Annotated in this window: 16 protein-coding genes; 9 read left to right on the top strand and 7 right to left on the bottom strand. The window is 62.2% G+C overall.

Features of this window, described 5'->3' with window-relative positions:
- Positions 1–202 precede the first annotated feature (202 nt).
- The 5 genes from ACJA3S_RS13755 (at position 203) to ACJA3S_RS13735 (ending at position 4,897) form a co-directional block, all read left to right on the top strand.
- Positions 203–1,792, top strand: a complete 1,590-nt coding sequence (locus ACJA3S_RS13755) for a diguanylate cyclase (RefSeq protein ID WP_406818879.1) — start codon at positions 203–205, stop codon at positions 1,790–1,792.
- A 116-nt stretch (positions 1,793–1,908) separates the two neighbouring features.
- Entirely contained in the window at positions 1,909–2,529 is a 621-nt protein-coding gene (locus ACJA3S_RS13750) for a dTMP kinase (RefSeq protein WP_406818878.1), read from the top strand.
- Positions 2,530–2,563: 34 nt separating this feature from the next.
- Positions 2,564–3,001: a YeeE/YedE family protein gene (locus tag ACJA3S_RS13745; protein ID WP_406818877.1), complete on the top strand. Its 438-nt coding sequence runs from the start codon at positions 2,564–2,566 to the stop codon at positions 2,999–3,001.
- A gap of 1 nt (position 3,002) precedes the next feature.
- Positions 3,003–3,425 carry a DUF6691 family protein gene (locus ACJA3S_RS13740; protein ID WP_406818876.1) on the top strand — a complete coding sequence of 141 codons (423 nt, stop codon included), beginning with the start codon at positions 3,003–3,005 and terminating at the stop codon, positions 3,423–3,425.
- A 95-nt stretch (positions 3,426–3,520) separates the two neighbouring features.
- Positions 3,521–4,897 (top strand): LLM class flavin-dependent oxidoreductase, encoded by a 1,377-nt coding sequence (locus ACJA3S_RS13735; protein ID WP_406818875.1) that lies wholly within the window; start codon positions 3,521–3,523, stop codon positions 4,895–4,897.
- Positions 4,898–4,939: 42 nt separating this feature from the next.
- Here ACJA3S_RS13735 and ACJA3S_RS13730 read toward each other — a convergent pair whose 3' ends face one another.
- Together ACJA3S_RS13730 and ACJA3S_RS13725 are read right to left on the bottom strand one after the other, a co-directional pair.
- Positions 4,940–5,704 carry an SDR family oxidoreductase gene (locus tag ACJA3S_RS13730; protein WP_406818874.1) on the bottom strand — a complete coding sequence of 255 codons (765 nt, stop codon included), beginning with the start codon at positions 5,702–5,704 and terminating at the stop codon, positions 4,940–4,942.
- A 22-nt stretch (positions 5,705–5,726) separates the two neighbouring features.
- Positions 5,727–6,524 carry an SDR family NAD(P)-dependent oxidoreductase gene (locus tag ACJA3S_RS13725; protein ID WP_406818873.1) on the bottom strand — a complete coding sequence of 266 codons (798 nt, stop codon included), beginning with the start codon at positions 6,522–6,524 and terminating at the stop codon, positions 5,727–5,729.
- Positions 6,525–6,632: 108 nt separating this feature from the next.
- Between ACJA3S_RS13725 and ACJA3S_RS13720 the strand changes: the two genes are divergently transcribed.
- Both ACJA3S_RS13720 and ACJA3S_RS13715 read left to right on the top strand, forming a co-directional pair.
- Entirely contained in the window at positions 6,633–7,583 is a 951-nt protein-coding gene (locus ACJA3S_RS13720; RefSeq protein WP_406818872.1) for a GlxA family transcriptional regulator, read from the top strand.
- A gap of 46 nt (positions 7,584–7,629) precedes the next feature.
- Positions 7,630–8,091 (top strand): MaoC family dehydratase, encoded by a 462-nt coding sequence (locus ACJA3S_RS13715; protein ID WP_406818871.1) that lies wholly within the window; start codon positions 7,630–7,632, stop codon positions 8,089–8,091.
- 51 nt (positions 8,092–8,142) lie between these two features.
- Here ACJA3S_RS13715 and ACJA3S_RS13710 read toward each other — a convergent pair whose 3' ends face one another.
- Genes ACJA3S_RS13710 through ACJA3S_RS13700 form a run of 3 tightly spaced genes read right to left on the bottom strand, consistent with a single transcriptional unit; the run spans position 8,143 to position 13,361 of the window.
- Positions 8,143–9,747, bottom strand: a complete 1,605-nt coding sequence (locus tag ACJA3S_RS13710; RefSeq protein ID WP_406818870.1) for a hypothetical protein — start codon at positions 9,745–9,747, stop codon at positions 8,143–8,145.
- Positions 9,748–9,807: 60 nt separating this feature from the next.
- Positions 9,808–11,544 carry a hypothetical protein gene (locus ACJA3S_RS13705; protein WP_406818869.1) on the bottom strand — a complete coding sequence of 579 codons (1,737 nt, stop codon included), beginning with the start codon at positions 11,542–11,544 and terminating at the stop codon, positions 9,808–9,810.
- A complete protein-coding gene (locus tag ACJA3S_RS13700) occupies positions 11,541–13,361 on the bottom strand; it encodes a tyrosinase family protein (protein ID WP_406818868.1) in 1,821 nt (606 codons plus the stop codon). Before ACJA3S_RS13700 ends, ACJA3S_RS13705 begins: the two co-directional genes overlap by 4 nt.
- Positions 13,362–13,520: 159 nt before the next feature.
- Between ACJA3S_RS13700 and ACJA3S_RS13695 the strand changes: the two genes are divergently transcribed.
- A complete protein-coding gene (locus ACJA3S_RS13695; RefSeq protein ID WP_406818867.1) occupies positions 13,521–14,000 on the top strand; it encodes an Lrp/AsnC family transcriptional regulator in 480 nt (159 codons plus the stop codon).
- A gap of 235 nt (positions 14,001–14,235) precedes the next feature.
- Here the strand turns inward: ACJA3S_RS13695 and ACJA3S_RS13690 are convergent, their stop codons facing one another.
- Positions 14,236–15,480 (bottom strand): cation:dicarboxylate symporter family transporter, encoded by a 1,245-nt coding sequence (locus tag ACJA3S_RS13690; protein ID WP_406818866.1) that lies wholly within the window; start codon positions 15,478–15,480, stop codon positions 14,236–14,238.
- A gap of 113 nt (positions 15,481–15,593) precedes the next feature.
- Positions 15,594–16,019, bottom strand: coding sequence for a VOC family protein (locus tag ACJA3S_RS13685; RefSeq protein ID WP_406818865.1), 426 nt, complete (start codon positions 16,017–16,019; stop codon positions 15,594–15,596).
- A gap of 189 nt (positions 16,020–16,208) precedes the next feature.
- On the opposite strand from ACJA3S_RS13685, the gene ACJA3S_RS13680 reads away from it, so the two are divergent.
- Positions 16,209–17,093 carry a LysR substrate-binding domain-containing protein gene (locus ACJA3S_RS13680; RefSeq protein WP_406818864.1) on the top strand — a complete coding sequence of 295 codons (885 nt, stop codon included), beginning with the start codon at positions 16,209–16,211 and terminating at the stop codon, positions 17,091–17,093.
- The last annotated feature ends 6 nt before the right edge of the window (positions 17,094–17,099 follow it).

The raw sequence follows: 17,099 nt of genomic DNA, 5'->3' as shown, positions 1-17,099 counted from the left end.
CCCCCGGTTATCAGTATCACCGCGGCAAACGCCGGGGGCCGCTCTGCGGCCCATCGCGACACAAGGCCGCTCCTACACAATGAGCTGCGCCCCAGCGATGGACAGGTATCCGACATTAGCGGCGCAGGTCAGGTTGCGCTTCAACCCTTGCACCGTTAGCGGAGTCTTCTACGCTCTGAAGGGGGCAGGGGGAGCCGGTTTCATGGAGCGAAAGAGCGCGCAGTTCATTGGCATTCGCGGCCTGATGCTGGTGCTGTTGTCAGCCAGTGTCCTGGTCACGCTGGCCACGTGCCTGGTCGTGGCGCATGGGGTGCTGCGCGACGCGCTGATCCATTCGGCGCTGGAATCCCATAAGGCCTACGCCTACAAGGTGGCGTCAGGCATCGACCAGTTCATCCATTCGGTGCACGAGCGCCTGCAATACAGCAGCTTGCTGATTGGCCCGGGCTTTACCGACCGCAGCCTGGTGCAAGCCGAAGTGAAACGCCTGCAGGTGCAGGATTCCGAGCTGCAGATCGTGATCACCGCCGATGCTTCGGGGAACATCCTTGACGGTTACCCGCCCTTGGACTTCGACAAGGCCGTGAACCTTTCCAACGCCGTCAGGCGAGCGGCAAGCGCAGGGCGTCCGCTGGTCAGCCAGGCGTTCATTTCTCCAGCAGGGCACTTCAGTGTGCTCATCTCCAACCCGGTACGCGACGGCGCGGGCAAGGTGCTCGGCTTGATCGGCGGGGTGGTCAACCTGCGCGAGGGCGGGGTCATGAGTACCTTGCTGGGTGGCCATCAACTGGCTGATGCATTTGCGTTCGTCGTGGATGAAAACCTGCAGATCCTTTACCACCCGGATGCAGCCAGGCTGGGTGCGGTACTGAACACCAGCGCGACGGCTCATGCGGCCTTGCGCAGCGGGGAAGAGGGCGAACTGGAAGCGACGGATTACCGGGGCATTCCGATGTTGGCCGGGTATGCCGAAGTCAAGGGCGCGCATTGGGCAGTCGTCACCCAGCAGCCACGAGACAACGCATTGTATCCCTTGCGTAACCTGATGCATGACATGTTGTTCAAGTTGCTTCCGGTGAGTTTGCTCGGGTTGGCGCTGATGCTGGTGGTGTCCACCTGGGTGACTCGCCCGCTGCGCCAGTTGGCCAGAAGCGCGCAACACGTTCCTGAACTGGCCGCCAGCCGGGAACTGAATGCAATGAACGCCTGGTACGCGGAAGCCGCCGCCATTCGCAGCGCATTGGTGGCCGGGATACAGTCATTGGACCGCAAGATCAGCAGCCTCAGCCAGGCTGCAGAAAGTGACCCACTGACCGGGCTGGTCAACCGTCGGGGCATGAACGCAGCGCTGGCAATCCTCGACGGGCAGGCGCAACCGTACTGTGCGCTGGCACTGGATATCGATCATTTCAAGCGGGTAAACGATACCTGGGGGCACGATGTGGGGGATATTGCCTTGCAGCATATCGCGGCCATCATCCAGGCCTGTTCGCGTGCCGGCGACCTGGCTTGCCGCGCCGGGGGCGAAGAATTCTGCCTGCTGTTGCCGGATACTGGCCTGCAAATTGCAACCGAGATTGCCGAACGCATCCGCACGACGATTGCGACCAGCCCGCTGGACAAGGTCGGCACCATGACGATTTCCATCGGGGTTGCCTGTCGCAGCCGTGCAGAACAGACCTCCGCCGCTATCCTCAAATGCGCTGACGAGCGCTTGTACAAAGCCAAGGCAACAGGGCGCAACCGTGTGATCAGCGCCGATTGGCCGCTGGCAGGCGAGCCGCCCGCCTGAGCTTCGGCCTGGCTGATGGCGTTATCGAGCCGCGCCCTGCTTGCGGTCACGCAAGCCTTGAAGCCAGGCCACGATCAATGCTCTCATCCCGCGCCCAGACCAACTGGTATCGAGCAATGACCCGCCCGTTTTTTGTTTCCATCGATGGGCCCAAGGGCACCGGCAAGACCACGCTTCTTGAGGCCGTTACCAAAGCCTTGAGGGCCGCCAACCATAAAGTTGTCCGGCTCAGCGAAAAGAACAGCGACCCCTGCCGCAGGGAAACCATGGCCTTGGTCAATCAGCTGGCCAGGCATCCCTGCCGGGATCTGGAGTTGCGCGTGTGCGAGCGCCTTGCCGAAAGCCGTGCGTGGATTTCCCGGCAGGTGTTGCCGGCGCAACCACCGGGCAGCATCATCCTGATTGACCGCTGGTACCCGTCGGATGCCGCATTCCGCCGCACAGTGCCGTTCGACGAGATCCTGCGGCTGAACATCGCCCGACGTGTGCAAGTGCCGGATTTGCACGTCGGGGTTGTCACCGCCGCTGTTACTTCATGGGCAAGGGCGGCGGCACGAACGCGCGGGTTGGGCAGTACGGTGATGCATAGCCTGGACGAGCAGGTGGCTTGTACCGAGGCGTTCGAACGTGCGGTTGTGGAGCATGGCTGGGTACTGTGCCGTAATGAAGGGCCGATTGAGCAGGCAACACTGCAGATCGTGAGCGAGATCAGTGCCTGCATCGGCCGTCTCGCCTGAGCCTGGCCCCCATTCCTGTTGCAGGAGAAATACGATGGCAATTGATTCGCTGGCGTTCACGCCATGGTCCGCGCTGGCCGGTGGTGTGTTGATCGGGCTCGGCGCAGGCCTGTTCGCAGTGCTGAACGGCCGTATCGCCGGGATCAGCGGTTTGCTCGGTTCGTTGTTGCAGCCCGGCGGGCAAGGGCGCGCGGAGAAACTGGCCTTCATTCTGGGGTTGCTGGCGGCACCGCTGCTGTGGGGGATGTTTGCCAGCGTGCCGGCCCCCCGATTCACCGCAGCAGCCGCGACACTGGTGGCTGCCGGGCTGCTGGTCGGGCTCGGCACGCGCTACGGCAGTGGTTGTACCAGCGGCCATGGTGTCTGTGGCCTGTCGCGGCTGTCTCCCCGGTCAGCCGTGGCAACGCTGTGCTTCATGGCCAGCGGTTTTGCCACGGTGTATGTCGTCCGACACCTGGTACAAGGGGCCTGACATGCGTGCTCTCAGTGGGTTTATCGCCGGGCTGTTGTTCGGCGCAGGGTTGCTGCTGGCCGGGATGGCCGACCCGGCTAAAGTCCTTGCTTTCCTCGACATCGCCGGGCAGTGGGACCCTTCGCTGGCGCTGGTGATGATCGGCGCTATTGCTGCGGCATGGTGGCCTATGCGCTGGGCACGCGGGCATCCGGCGGCATTGCTGGGTGGGCCGATGCAGCTGCCTCACCGACGTGACGTAGATCGTCGCCTTGTCGGCGGCAGCCTGTTGTTCGGCATAGGCTGGGGCCTTGCCGGCATGTGCCCGGGGCCAGCGTTGGTGCTGTTGCCGGCGGGGTACTGGCAAGCCTGGCTGTTCGTGGCATCGATGCTAGGCGGCATGGTGGTGTTCGAGTTGTTGCACAAGCGTGGGGGGACGGTATAGCTCGGCGGTACATGCATATTCCAAAATGGTAGTTCAATTAGGTTTTATATTTCTATTTACTATTTATAAGCCTATTGTCTACTGAGTAACCGTCGATGTCCGAAGCGAAGCCCCTATTGTTTGCGCTCTACGAACAGGCCAGTGTTGGGTGCGGTGGTGCACCGAGTCTCTGGACCCACCCAGCTGACGAGCGCCTGGCGGCCAATACCTTCGAGTTCTGGTCCAACCAGGCCCGAATTGCCGACCAGGCCAACCTCGACATGCTGTTCTTCGCCGATGTACTGGGGTTCTACGACGTGTTCGGCGGTAATCCGGATGCAGCGCTGAAATGGGCCGTCGAGGCGCCTGCCAACGATCCGTTGATGATCATTCCGGGGCTGGCTGCGATCACTCGGCACTTGGCATTCGGTGCCACCGTTACCACGACCTACGAACACCCGTTCAGCCACGCCCGGCGGTTCAGCACGCTGGACCACATGACCCAAGGCAGGATCGGCTGGAACATCGTCACCTCGTATCTTTCCAGCGCGGCGCGTAATTTTGGCCTGGAGCAGATGATCCGCCATGCCGACCGCTACGAGCGTGCCGAAGAATTCATGGACGTGGTGTACAAGCTGTGGGAAGGCAGTTGGGCGGATGATGCGGTCGTCGCCGACAAGGCACGCCAGGTGTATGCCCAGGGTGACCGGGTCAAGCCTGTCGGGCACATTGGCGAGCATTATCGAGTGGCTGGGCCACACCTTTGTGCGCCGTCACCACAGCGCACGCCGCTGTTGATCCAGGCCGGCTGGTCGGGCAGGGGCCGCGAGTTCGCCGCCAAACATGCCGAGCTGATATTCATCGCCAAGTCCGACCCCCACGAAATTCGCCAGGGCCTGGAACAAATCTGGGCCATGGCCGAGGCCCGTGGCCGCAGCCGGGGCGATGTGCAGTCGTTGACGGTGCTGCGGATCGTCACCGGCAAAACCGAGATCGAGGCGCAGCGCAAGTACGATCAGTTGCAAGGCAACTACCACCTGGAGGCCCAGCTGGTGAGTTATGCCGGCGACACCGGCTTCGACCTGAGCCGCTATGCCGACAGTGATGCACTGTCGAATCATACCGAAGGCCTGACCTCCTACATGATGCGCCCGGATGGCAGCGGCAAGCCGTTGACCGCAGGGGACGTCAGGAAGCGTTTTGCCAACGTCACGCGGGGCACCGACCTGATCCTGGTGGGCACGCCGCAGCAAGTGGCTGATCGCATCGAGGAACATGCGCGCATTTCAGGTACCAGTGGCTACATGCTCAACCCATTGACCAGCCCCGGGACGCTGGAAGATTTTGTCGAGTTGGTCGTACCGGAGCTGCAGAAGCGTGGGCTTTACCGGAGCCAACCGCAAACCGGAACCTTCCGCTCCCGATTGAGAGCGGATGGTGCCAGCCGTCTGCCACCAAGCGCCTATGGCGCGTCATTCCGTTCGGCCTGGTGACGGCCTGGCGGCGGATGCGTGCGGGTCGCCCGCGGGGCCGACTCAGGCAACGGGAATCGGGTTGTCGACCAGCGCCTGGTTGAACTGGTTGATCAGCGCGTGCTCGTTGATCCCCTGGTTGGCGCGCAGCGGGACGACCTGGTCCACCAGCACCTCGGTCGTCGCGCTCTCGAGCTTGACCAGGGTCTGCTCGATGAAGGCATCGAGCGGCATGGCACGTGCGTCGCCGCTTTTGTGGACCAGGTCGGTATCGACCCAAGGCGGGGCGATTTCCAGCACCTTTACACTGGTGTCGCGCAGGCTGAAGCGCTGCGACAGGGAATAGGAGTGCAGGGCAGCCTTGGTCGCCGAATACAGTGCGGTGGCCGCCAGTGGCAAGTAGGCGAGCACCGAGCTGTTATTGATGATGTAGGCGTCAGGCTGGCGTTTGAGGTGTTCGACGAAAGCGGCGCTGACACGCACCGGGCCGAGCAGATTGGTCTGCAGCAGGCTCACCGCCTGGGCGTCGTCGTAGTCACCCGATGCCGGGTTGTCGAACGGCATGATACCGGCGTTATTGATGATCACATTCAGCGAAGGGTGGCGCCGGATGACCTCCTGGGCGACCTCCTTGATCTGCTGCGGGTCGTTGATATCGAGCCGCACGGTATCGATACCGGGGTTGGCCTTGGCGATCTCGTCCAGCAGTGCTTGGCGGCGGCCCGCCACGATCACCTGGTTGCCTCGCTGATGGAAGGCTTCGGCCAGGGCGCGACCAATGCCCGAGGTGCCGCCAGTGATGAAAATGGTGTTGGCGCTGAGTTTCATGGGTGGTTTCCTGTCTTGGCGATCAATTGGCGGCGTAACGCGGGGCCAGGCGGTTGCTGGACAACTGGCTGAACAGAGCCTGGCGGCTGGCTTCGTAGCGCTCGAACGCCTCGAGGTCATGCAGCGAGGGAATGGAGATCAGCTTGCCGGCGTCGAAATCCTGCAGGGCACCGTCCACCAGGTCCTCGGCCGACATCACGATGGCGGGGTCGAGGTTCTCGACCGGCAAGCCGCCGATCTGCCAGAAGTCGGTCGCGGTGGCGCCGGGCAGTACCGCCTGGATCTGGATGCCTTGGTCGGCAAGTTCCCTGTGCAGGGAATGGCTGAACGCGGTGACATAGGCCTTGCTGCCGCCATACACGCCATTGAGCCGCTCGGGGGCGAGGCTCACCACCGACGAGATGTTGATCACCGCGCCGTGCTGGCGAGCGACAAAGCCCGGGACGGCGGCGTAGGTCAGGCGGGTGAGGGCGGTGACGTTGAGGGTGATCATTTCGGCCATGCGCTCGACATCACTTTCCAACAGGCTGGTATGGGTGCCGATGCCGGCATTATTCACCAACAGGCTGATACTGGCGTCTTCGCGCAACTTGCGCTCCACCTTGGCCAGGTCCTGGGCATTGGCCAGGTCTGCCGGAAACACTTCCACGTTCTGTCGGGTTTCGCTGGTAAGGCGGCTGGCCAGGTCGTTCAGGCGCTCGCGGTTGCGCGCCACCAGTACCAGGTCGTAGCCGCGTCGGGCCAGGCGTTCTGCGTAGATCGCGCCGATTCCGGTGGAAGCGCCGGTGATGAGCGCGGTGCCTTTGAATTGCTGCGTCATGGTCATGCTCCAGTGGTGGGTTGCGGTGGAGCCATGATGACAAAGGCCAGGCTTGTCTCAAACGACGTATATGGTACGCTTTCGAGACATTGCAGCAGGAGTTCAGCGATGCACCGGGTCGGCTATCTGATGACCGAAGGCTTCCAGATCATGTCCCTGGCGACCCAGGCTGTGTTCGAGTTTGCCAATATCGTGACGGGCGAAGCGGTCTACCGGATTCAGAACTTTTCCATCCAGGGCGGCACCGTGCGCTCCTCCCTGGGCATGCATATCGACACGCTGCCTGTGGGCGCTCCGGGCCTGGCCGACACCTGGATGGTCACTGGCACCCTGACGCCCTTGACGGCACCTGATGAGGCGGTGCTGGCCAGTGTGCGCGGCTTTGTCGAAGGCGCCCGGCGCACCGCCGGCCTGTGTACCGGCAGCTTCGTCCTGGCCCATGCGGGTGTGCTGCAGGGGCGTCGAGCGACGACCCACTGGGCCTATGCGAAAAAGCTGCGCGAAATGTACCCGCAGGTCGAGGTAGAGGAAGACCGCATCTTCATCGTCGATGGGCCGGTCTGGACCTCTGCCGGCATGACGGCAGCCTTGGACATGGCGCTGGGCATGGTGGAAAAGGACCTCGGCGCTGACGTGGCCAGGTCGGTAGCGCACAAGCTGGTCATGCACCAACGCCGTTCAGGCGGGCAATCGCAGCATTCCGAGCTGCTTGCGCTGTCGCCCCGGTCGGACCGTATCCAGGCCGCGCTGGATTATGCGCGCAAGCATTTGAGCCGTTCGTTGAGCGTCGAGGAGCTGGCCGGGGTGGTGCACCTGAGCCCGCGTCAGTTTACCCGCGTATTCACCGCCGAAACCGGGCAATCACCGGCCAAGGCTGTGGAAGGCCTGCGCCTGGAGGCGGCGCGGTTGATGATCGAGCAGAGCCGGCATAGCCTCGATGTGGTCGCCAGGGAGACCGGTTTCAGGGACCGCCGTCACATGCGCGAGGTCTTCCTGCGCGGCTTCGGCGTGCCGCCGCAAGCGGTGCGCAGGGATGCCAGGCGGGTAGTTTCTGCATGAACAACAGGGCGCAAAGGCCCTTCAACACCGAACCAGGAGCGTGCACATGGCTGCTGTCGAGCAGAACAAGCTGTATTTCGAAGACCTTGCGGTAGGTGCGTCGTTCGCCAGCGAGTCCTATGAAATGACCACCGAGGGCATTTTGCAGTTCGCTTCCGAGTTCGACCCGCAACCGTTCCATACCGATGCCGAGGCAGCGCAGGCGAGTTTTTTCAATGGCCTTGCGGCCAGCGGGTGGCACACGGCGGCGGTGACCATGCGCTTGCTGGTGGCAAGTGTTCCGTTGGCTGGCGGGCTGATCGGTGCCGGCAGCGAGGTCAGCTGGCCGCGGGCCGTGCGTCCGGGCGACCGCTTACGCGTCACGACGACGGTAAAGGAACTGATCAGCTCCAAGTCCCGGCCTGAGCGGGGCATGGCGGTGCTGGAAAGCGAAACCTGCAATCAGGACGGCGCCGTGTGCCAGCGCAGCGTGGCGCGGGTACTGGTGTTTCGCCGCGAGCCAGGCTAGGACACACTCGGAACCGAAGTCGGGGCGATCGATGATCGCCCCGTGTGCGCTTCAGCGCCGGTCCTTCAGGGTTTCGAAGGCTTGGACACGCTTGATCAGGCTGTGCTTGCTGGCGGAGCTGGCACTGTTGAACAGGAACGAGAAGTCCGAGGCCAGCGAACTGCTGCCGGCAATCGTCGCGTACTGATGGCACTGGTTGCAGTCATCACCTTGCACATAGGTTTCCAGGGTGGTGTTGGCCACGGGCACATTGCCCTGGCTGATGTACGCCCCGTACGACAACGGCACCGGCGCGTTGGCGCCGGGTTCCGGGCTGGGCGGGTTGGGCGCGAGGGTCCAGAGTACGTTGATCAGTTTGTAGTACTGGAACACCGACTTGCCCTGGCTGTGCTGCGCGAAGGTGGCTTGCACTGCACCGTTCAGCGCTTGCAGGTCGCTCGGCACAGGATGCTCGCGCGTGGTCTGCACTGGCTGGTCGCGTGGGAACAGATCGGTGCAGTCCCGGTCGGGGTGGTGTTGCTTGCATTGGATGCGGGGCTGGTTCGGTTCACACTCAGGGCCGCTGCCGCAGTCCGGGTTGTTGAAGGCGAAGCCGTTCGGCGGGGTTTGTTGCGGCGGTACCTGACCCGGCTCGGGCACGTTGTCGACCTGCTCGAAGGTAGTCCAGATGAAGTTCGGCGAGGCCTGGGTCTTGTTGATGATATGCAGGCCCACCAGCCCCACTACCTCCTGGGTACACGTCAGCGTGTCGGGGCGCTTGAGCCAGGCGACGGTGGTCAGGTAGCGCCCGAACAGTTCGGGTTTGCCGGTCAGTATGCGCCAGGCGGCCTTGAGCTCGATCGCGCCGAGTTGTTCCTGCGGCACCGGGGATGGCGGCAGCGAGCGCATCGGCTCGCCAATGGGCAGCGACAGCCCCTCCGGTGTAGTGCCGTCGGCGTTTTGCGCGACCTTCAACTGGTTGGCGGCGTCATACAGCCCCTTGCCGACGATGTAGTCGAACTCGGCCTTGCCCACCTTGCGCTCGAAGAACACCAGGTTGCCCGCCTGGTCGGTCAGCCAGCCGCCGGATGCTTCCATGATCGAGTCGGGAAGGGATGCGAGCGTCCCGCTGGACAAGTGGAAACCGTGCACGGCGTTGATCGCGCTTTCGGAGGTGGCGTTCATGAACTTGCGTGCTCCCACCTTGAGCGCCTTGAGGCTGCCCTGGGTGCCGCAACCGGATGGCACCAGGGTTTGCTCGCCCCAGCCGCTGGGCTTGGGCGCGCCGGGCAGGAAGATGTCGTTGGCGTCCTTGTAGCTGGCCCACACCGGCGCCACGCTCATCGGCTGCCCTGGGTCGGTGGGTACACCGAACTGCGCCAGGGTGCTGTTCATGTCGGGTTCGCCGGCCAGGCTGGCGGTGGCTGGCCAACCGGGATTCACCGGCCAGTTCAGGGCAATGAACAGCTGCCAGGCAAAACAGTTCATGAACGCCTGGTTGCTGGCATTGAAGTTGTTGACCGGCAGAAACCTGCCGCTGGCCGGGTTGAACACCAACTGTTGCTGTACGCAGGCGTCGGCCTCCGCCATTGGCGCCGCCGTGGCGGCTGGCAGGGTCGACAGGCACAGCAGCATGCCGCTTAGTAGCGACAGAAGACTCAAGCGTAACCTGGACATCATCGCGCTCCTTGCAAGCAGTGAGGCCGCACCCGAAGGTGCGGCGATAGAGGGCGTGCTTCAGGCGCCAGGCACCAGCGCCAGGCCGGATTCCCACGGGTGGTCCGCCGCGCTCACGTTCGCGTCTTCGCCCGGATTGAGCGCACGTACCGTTACCAGGCCGGGGGCTGCGCTGGGGCTGACCGTGATGCTCAGGATGTAGGCCTGGGTGCCGCCCGCGTTGGTCTGCCCGGGAATGGCCGAGGCGTCAGGCAGGAACTGGGTGACCTGCGCGTTAATACCGGGGTTGGAGAACTGCACCCTGGCAGTCTGCGCCGTGGTGTTCGGGTCGGCGCCTTGTACCACCAGCACGAACTGATTGCTGCTGCCCGGGGCAAGCCAGGCCGGCAGGTCGGTGGGCGACTGGCCGTAGAACAGGTCCAGCGGCAGCAGTTGCACCGGCCAGGGCTGCAGGCCTGTCACCCGGTCCTGCACGCAGGGGAAGGAAGGCGGGGTGGTGGCGGGCGGCAGGGCACTGACGCTCAGGCCTACCAGCAGTTGCTGGGCGATGACCCATACATAGTCGACCGGTTGTTTGTTGATGGTGATCTCGTTGATCGAGAAGCCAGCGCTTTCCGGCACCTCGAACACGGCCTGGAGGATCTGGTCGGAGCCATTGGCAGCCGACTTGGCAGTGCCGCGCGTGACCCGCCAATACTGGCTCACGTCCTGGCCTTGCGGGCCTTTCCAGCTGCTGAAATCGGTGGGTTGCTGCAGGTACAGGCCAATCGGGTTGGTCAGTGACAGCCGGTTGTTCACTGCCGCGGAGTTGGCCATGAAGCCGATGTGCGGGTCGGAGTTGCGGTAGTTCTGCCCATACTGGGCGCAGCAGATCAGCGACTGGGCGTTCTGGCTGCTGGCTATCGGGCGCAGGATGGTGGCGGCGGCGGCCAGGTACACCTCGGCGCTGAGGGTGTTGGGGCCGGAGGTCAGGTGCATCGCCCCGCCATATTGGCCAGGCACACAGGCGGTGCCGGCATTCCACTTGTTGACTGTGTCATAGGCCGGCAGGCCAGTGGGGGGGTCGATGACCGGGTCGCCGGCCTTGCCAGTCGGGCAGTCGACGGTGTAGCGCAGGTACAGGTCTTCGAGCTGTACGTTGGGGTCGATGTATTCGCGGTACAGGCCCAGCACGGCGTTCGGGTCAATGCGCCACATGGCCAGGTAGTACGCCGGGTTTTCGCAGGTGAAGGTGATCTTGCGCATGTTGCCGTTGGCATCGCGCACGATCGACCACTCGCAGTATTCATCCAGCCAGCCGCGTGGGCCGGAGGGCGAGAACGCGGTGTACTTGCCGTTCCAGTCGATGCTGGGGCAGCGTTTGGCCGGCAGCTGCAGCAGGGTGCCCTTGTTGTCCGGGTCGTACAGCGTGTAGAGGGTGTCGTTGAGGGTGATCTGACCGTAGTCGGCCAACTCCATCACCTGTTGCAGGGTCATGGCTTTGCCGCCCAGCTGGGGAACGACTGCGGCTCCGTTGTTGTAAAAGAACGTCCATAGCCGGTTGGGGAAGGGCGCCCAGGTGATCGCCGGCACCACCACATCACCGAAACCTTCCACCAGCGGGTTGTAGTAGCCCGAGCGCGGCGCGTCGTACAGGCTCGACCATGGGTTGCCGATGATGGACGATTCGGTCCAGCCGGTGAGGTAGTTGTTCCAGTCGCGTTCGAACTTCGGCAGCTGGTCTTCCAGGCCCAGCTTGTTGTAGTCCTTGGGCGCTTGTTCGGCGGGAGAAGTGAACTGGTTGAAGGGCGTGCTCATGTCGGTTCTCCAGGTGTGCGTGGGGTGGAAACGGAGCAGCAGCCGGCGACCGGGGGCGGGCCGGCGAGGGTCTGGCGTGGGTCGTCCCACACCAGTTGGGCGATGAAACCGGGCAGGTGGATGTATTCGTCAGGCGTCAGCACGCGGCCACTGTCGGGATGGGTCACCAGCAGCGACACCTGCACTGCATCGGCGGGGCCAAGGCCCAGCGCAGTGGCGTTGCGGGCCGCATTCAATGCGCGCGACACGCCATGGCTGATACAGCGGCCCTTGTCGTCCTCCAGGCCCATGCCGATGCGGCTGAAACGCCCCACGTAGTGAGGGTTGTCGGCGCTGATGTGCTGTGCGGTAGCGTCGGGCTGATCGAGAAACACGTCGATCAGATAGGTGTCGTGGGTGCAGCGCACATGATCGAACACCACCCATGGCCCGGGCCCCGTGCTGTTTTCGGCGCTGGCGGCGACTGCGCTGTGCTGGCAACAGGCGTGGCTGGCCGCCTTGCGCGTGCCGAACTGGGGGGCTACTGGCACGCCGTAGTCGTAACCGATATGCCGGCTGTCCTGGGCCATGTCGCCGAGGGTGGTGTAGCGCCAAGCGTCGGCGCTGGTAAAGGTGACCTGCGTGGCGTCGCGGCCGGAGAACGGCTGGAGCAGGCACTGCGTGGTGAATTGCGCCCCCGGGTTGGCCCTGATCCAGACTTCGAGCATGCGGTCGATGTTGGCGTGATAGGAGCAGAACACCGGGTCGAAGGCGGTGTAGGCGTTGTCGGCCATGTCGCCGCCGATCCAGCCGTGATAGTTGTCGTGGGGTTGCTCGTAGAGGCCGTCGAAGTTGAGGGCACGGTTGGGGTACAGGCTGTCCTCCTGGGGCGGGTCGAACACCGGGATGTTGGCCCAGGGATAACCGGGCACACCCTGTGGCTGGCTGAAGGTGGTGAACTTCAGGGCATCCACCACCTGCTGCTGGAAAATCCGGCTCATGCCATACAAGCGGGTGCGCTCCAGGCGCGATTGATCCCCGCGGGTGTAGAACAACGGGTTGCGCTGCACATACAGGCAGTCCACGTCCTTGGCCGCGCTGGTGCACAGCTTGGAACGGCCGTCCTTGGCGGCTGCGAAGCGCAGGGGGTTGCGTCGGGTTTGGCCGGTGTGCGGGTGCACATAGCTTTCATCGAGAAAAGCCTGGGGCAGGCCGGCCTGCGGGCTGCCATCGACGCTGGCGTCCTCGGCCATCCAGTCCCAATAGGGGATGGCGCAGTCGATCAGTTGCTCCAGGTACAACAGGTACGCCCGGTGCCAGAGCGCGAACGCCTCCTGGTAATGCAGGCACCAGTTGGTATGGATGTAGGCGTAGCGTTGCCATGGCGAACCGCTGTCGGGGTCGCCTACCTGCATCACGTCGTCCAGGCGGGCGCGGTACAGGTTGAGTTCCTCGAGGCTCAGCGCGCGGATGTCCTGCCGCACCCGCTTGACCGGGTGCGGCAGGTCGGGTGGCGGGATGCGCTCGGCTACATCGAATGGCGAACTGGCGTCGAGGCGCCAGCCCTGGTTGACCCACAAGCGGAAGGTTTCCAGCGCATCGATGGGCCAGAACTGCTGCTGGTCGAGGGTCAGCGGCATGTTGCGCGAGGCCAGGTGCTGGTAGATGGTCTCTGACCAGGCCTTGACCGACGCCGGTTCATCCAGATACACGAAATAGCCGTTCATGCACCCGGCCCAGGACGCCGCCACGGCCGCACGCTGCGCGGCAGGAATCCAGTAGGGGGCGGTAAAAAGGCCGTGGATGTCCGCCGTCCACGTTGGTTTGGCAATGATCATGAGGTCCCTCTCCTGCGCCCTGCAGGCCAGATCTGGCCGGGCTGCTAAGCTGAGTTGATGTTAGAGGGCCAGCGCGCAGGGAATCGTGCAACTTGGCGCGTCCGTGCGGCGGATTCATTGCATTTTTTCAAGGAAGACACGGGAAAAATGACAGACGCCATGGATCTGAAGATTCTGGGAAAGCTGCAAAAGGATTGCTCCCAGAATCTGGAGCTGCTCAGTGACAGCGTCGGGCTGTCTTCCACCAGTTGCTACCGGCGGATCAGGCGCCTGGAGAGCGAGGGCATCATCAAGGCCAAGGTCGCGATACTGGACGAGCGCAAGCTGGGTATTCAGGTGACCGCCTTTTTTCTGGTCAAGCTGGACCGCGACAGCAACGACATCGATCGCAAGATGCAGCACATCCTGACCCGCCACCCGGAGATCCAGGACTGCTACCTGATGACCGGCGAGTTCGATTTCGTCATGGTGGCCAAGTTTCGCGACGCTACCGAGTACACCGACTATATCTATCGGTTCCTCGACACGTACCGGGATATTCCGATCCGCACGTATACCTCTACCTTGGTCGTGCGTACGGTGAAGAAGTCTTTCGAGTTGCCACTGGGAGGCGGTTTACAGCACGCCCTGGATGGCTGACCCTGAAATTGCCCCAGAGAGCACCTTATTGCGCCATGGCTCGGCTAGCGAACGAGTACCGGGGCGGCCGCGGCCAACCCCGGTTGTTAAACACTAGGCTCTGTACGAAAAGTCTTGAGACGCAGGTCAGGCAAGGCGAAAACAGCCGAGGAAGCGGAGTGTACTGGAGTACATGAGCATTCCGAGGCTGTTTTCAACGCAGCATGAACAAGTATCAAGGCTTTTCGTACAGAACCTAGGTTTGCTCAGCTTTCGTTACTCTGGTCACACCTTCCCAGCGAGCAATGACCAGCGGTGCAACGGCATTGCCCAGGACATTGAGTGCAGTGGTTCCACTTTCGATGACACGGAAGATACCAGCCACCATGGCTACCGCTTCGAGTGGCAAGCCCGCTGAAGCGAGCGTTGCCGAAAGGATGATGATGGCAAAACCAGGCACGCCTGCTGCGCCTTTGGATGTCAGCACCATGGTCAACACCAGCAATACCTGCTGGGTAATGGACAGGTCAATGCCATATAACTGTGCGATGAAGATGGTCGCCACACCGAGGAAAATGGACGCGCCATCGAGGTTGAAGGCGTACCCTACAGGCACTACGAAACTCACGATCCGACGCGGTACGCCGTATTTTTCAAGTTTTTCCATCAGCTGAGGCATGACGGCAGCAGACGCTGCACTTGAGCAGGCGAGGATCAGCTCATCTTTGAAATAGCGAGTCAGTTTGAACAGACTCTCGCCCATCATGTAGCAGATACCCCCCAGAACAACCAGGGCAAACAGGATCAGCGCGAAATAGACGACGCCGACCAGTTTCAGCAGCGGCAGCAGCGAGGCAAAACCGAACGTGGCGACTGTGGAACCAATCATGCCGAAGACACCGACAGGTGCGTAGGCCATGACATAATTCGCCAGCTTGAACATCGCATCGGCTGTCCCTCGCAGCACGGCGACCACCGGAGCGCTCTTTTCTTGTGGAAGGGCGTTGAGCGCCATGCCAAACAGAACGGCAAAGAACAGCGTGGAAAGCAGCTTGCCTTCGGAAAGCGCGCGAAAAAGGTTATCCGGGACGATATGCTGCAGGACTACCAGGGCCCCTTTGGGCGTCTCGGTGTTTATAACCGCCTCTGTATAAGCCATGCCGGTGAACCGAGTGCCGACACCCGGTTGCAGAAGGTTGCCGAGCACCAGGCCAACGATGATCGCCAGGGTCGTGATGGCAAAGAAGTAACCGAGTGCTTTCGCGCCCATGCGCCCGAACGACTTGTTTTCACCGCCGCCTGTGACGCCCAGCACCATACAGCAGAAAACGATGGGCATGACGATCATCTTCATCATGCTGATGAAGATTTCACCGAGCGGTTTCAGTATTTCAGCACTGGCCCATTGCTGATGTTGCGGATTGGTATTGAAGTACCATCCGACCAGTATGCCTAACAACAGCCCGGCAACTATTTGCCAGACGAGTGGGATTCTTTTCATGGCTCTAGCCTTTTTTTTATAAGAAGGTTTGCTGCCTGTCAGGCAGTAGCTAGATGCGTGCCCGGGTCGCTCACGCTGCTTGGGCATGCTCTGCAACGCATGCCTGAGCGCGCTTACCTGGCGAAGATCTGGCTCATGTCCTTGAACGACTTGAACTCCAGCGCGTTGCCGCACGGATCGAGGAGAAACAGAGTGGCTTGCTCACCGACCTGGCCTTTGAAGCGGACGTAGGGCTCAATCACGAACTGGGTGCCCAGGTTGGTCAGGTGTTGTGCCAGCGTTTCCCACTCGTCCCAGCGCAGGATCACGCCGAAGTGAGGGGCGGGGACGTTATGGCCGTCAACCGGGTTGCTGAGGGCATTCTCCTGGTACGCCATTTTCGGGTGTTCGTGGATGACCAGTTGATGGCCGTAGAAATTGAAGTCGACCCACTGTGCTGCGGAGCGGCCTTCTTCCAGGTTGAACACTTCACCGTAGAATTTGCGCGCTGCAGGCAAGTCGTAAACCGGGATTGCAAGGTGGAAGGGGGACAGGCTCATCAGAAACTCCGGATTGTTCATTCTTGAAAATGTTCAAAGGCCTCTGCTTTCGAACGTTCTGCCAACATCGACGACGAGAACCCGGTCGGCCGCGCCGGCCCTTTTGCTGTTGGTCACGGTGATTCTAGGGCTGTAGAATCTAAAAAAAAATCAATGTATTTTTGTTAGAATCACAAAGGATATCTATCAGTGATACGCGAGCTGAAGACCCTGGTGGCCGTAGCGCGAGAAGGCACCTTTGCCGCTGCTGGCGCCAGGATCAACCTGACCCAGGCGGCCGTCAGCGCCCAGATGCAGCGGCTCGAAGCCGAGCTGGGTTTCAAGTTGTTCGAGCGCAAGGGGCGCACGGCTCAACTGAACCGGCGTGGTCAGCAGATCTTGCTGCAGGCGCAGGAAGTGATCCGGCTGTATGGCAATCTGGGGGCAACCGAGCCGGGTGCATCACCCTCAGTCCAGTTGAACATCGGCGCCATCGCCTCTATTCAGCGCTCCTTGCTACCTGGCGCTCTGGCTCAGTTCCATCGGGCCAGGCCGGAGTGCCGCACGCGGGTCATCCCCGGGCTTTCTCTGGAACTGTTGAGTGCGGTCGACTCTGGCGAAATTGACCTGGCAGTGATCATCAGGCCGCCGTTTACGCTGCAGTCCGACCTTTGCTGGACGAACCTCGCCAGCGAGCCCTATCGGCTCATCGTTCCCAGAACGTTTGCGCAGGCAGACTGGAGCGAACTGCTTTCGACTCAGCCGTTCATTCGTTATGACCGATCCTCCTTCGGCGGACGGCAGGTTGACCGTTTCCTGCGCCAGATGCATTTCACGCCCAGAGAGGTATGTGAAATGGACGAGCTCGATGCAATCACTGAACTCGTGGGGAAGGGGGTAGGCGTGGCGCTGGTTCCGCAGACCGTGATGCGCCGACGCTGGCCTTCCGCAGTAAGGGCACTCGACCTGGGAGACAACACCTTTCACCGCGATATCGGGCTTGTTCACCACGCCCACATCATGCTGAGCGAGCATGTGACTCAGCTGGCGGAACTGATTGCGGAGACGGTCACGGGCGTGGACGGTGATAACTGAAACTGT

The organism is Pseudomonas sp. KnCO4 (genome assembly GCF_045344305.1).
GTDB lineage: Bacteria > Pseudomonadota > Gammaproteobacteria > Pseudomonadales > Pseudomonadaceae > Aquipseudomonas > Aquipseudomonas anuradhapurensis.
This window is presented reverse-complemented; position numbering and strand designations above follow the sequence as displayed.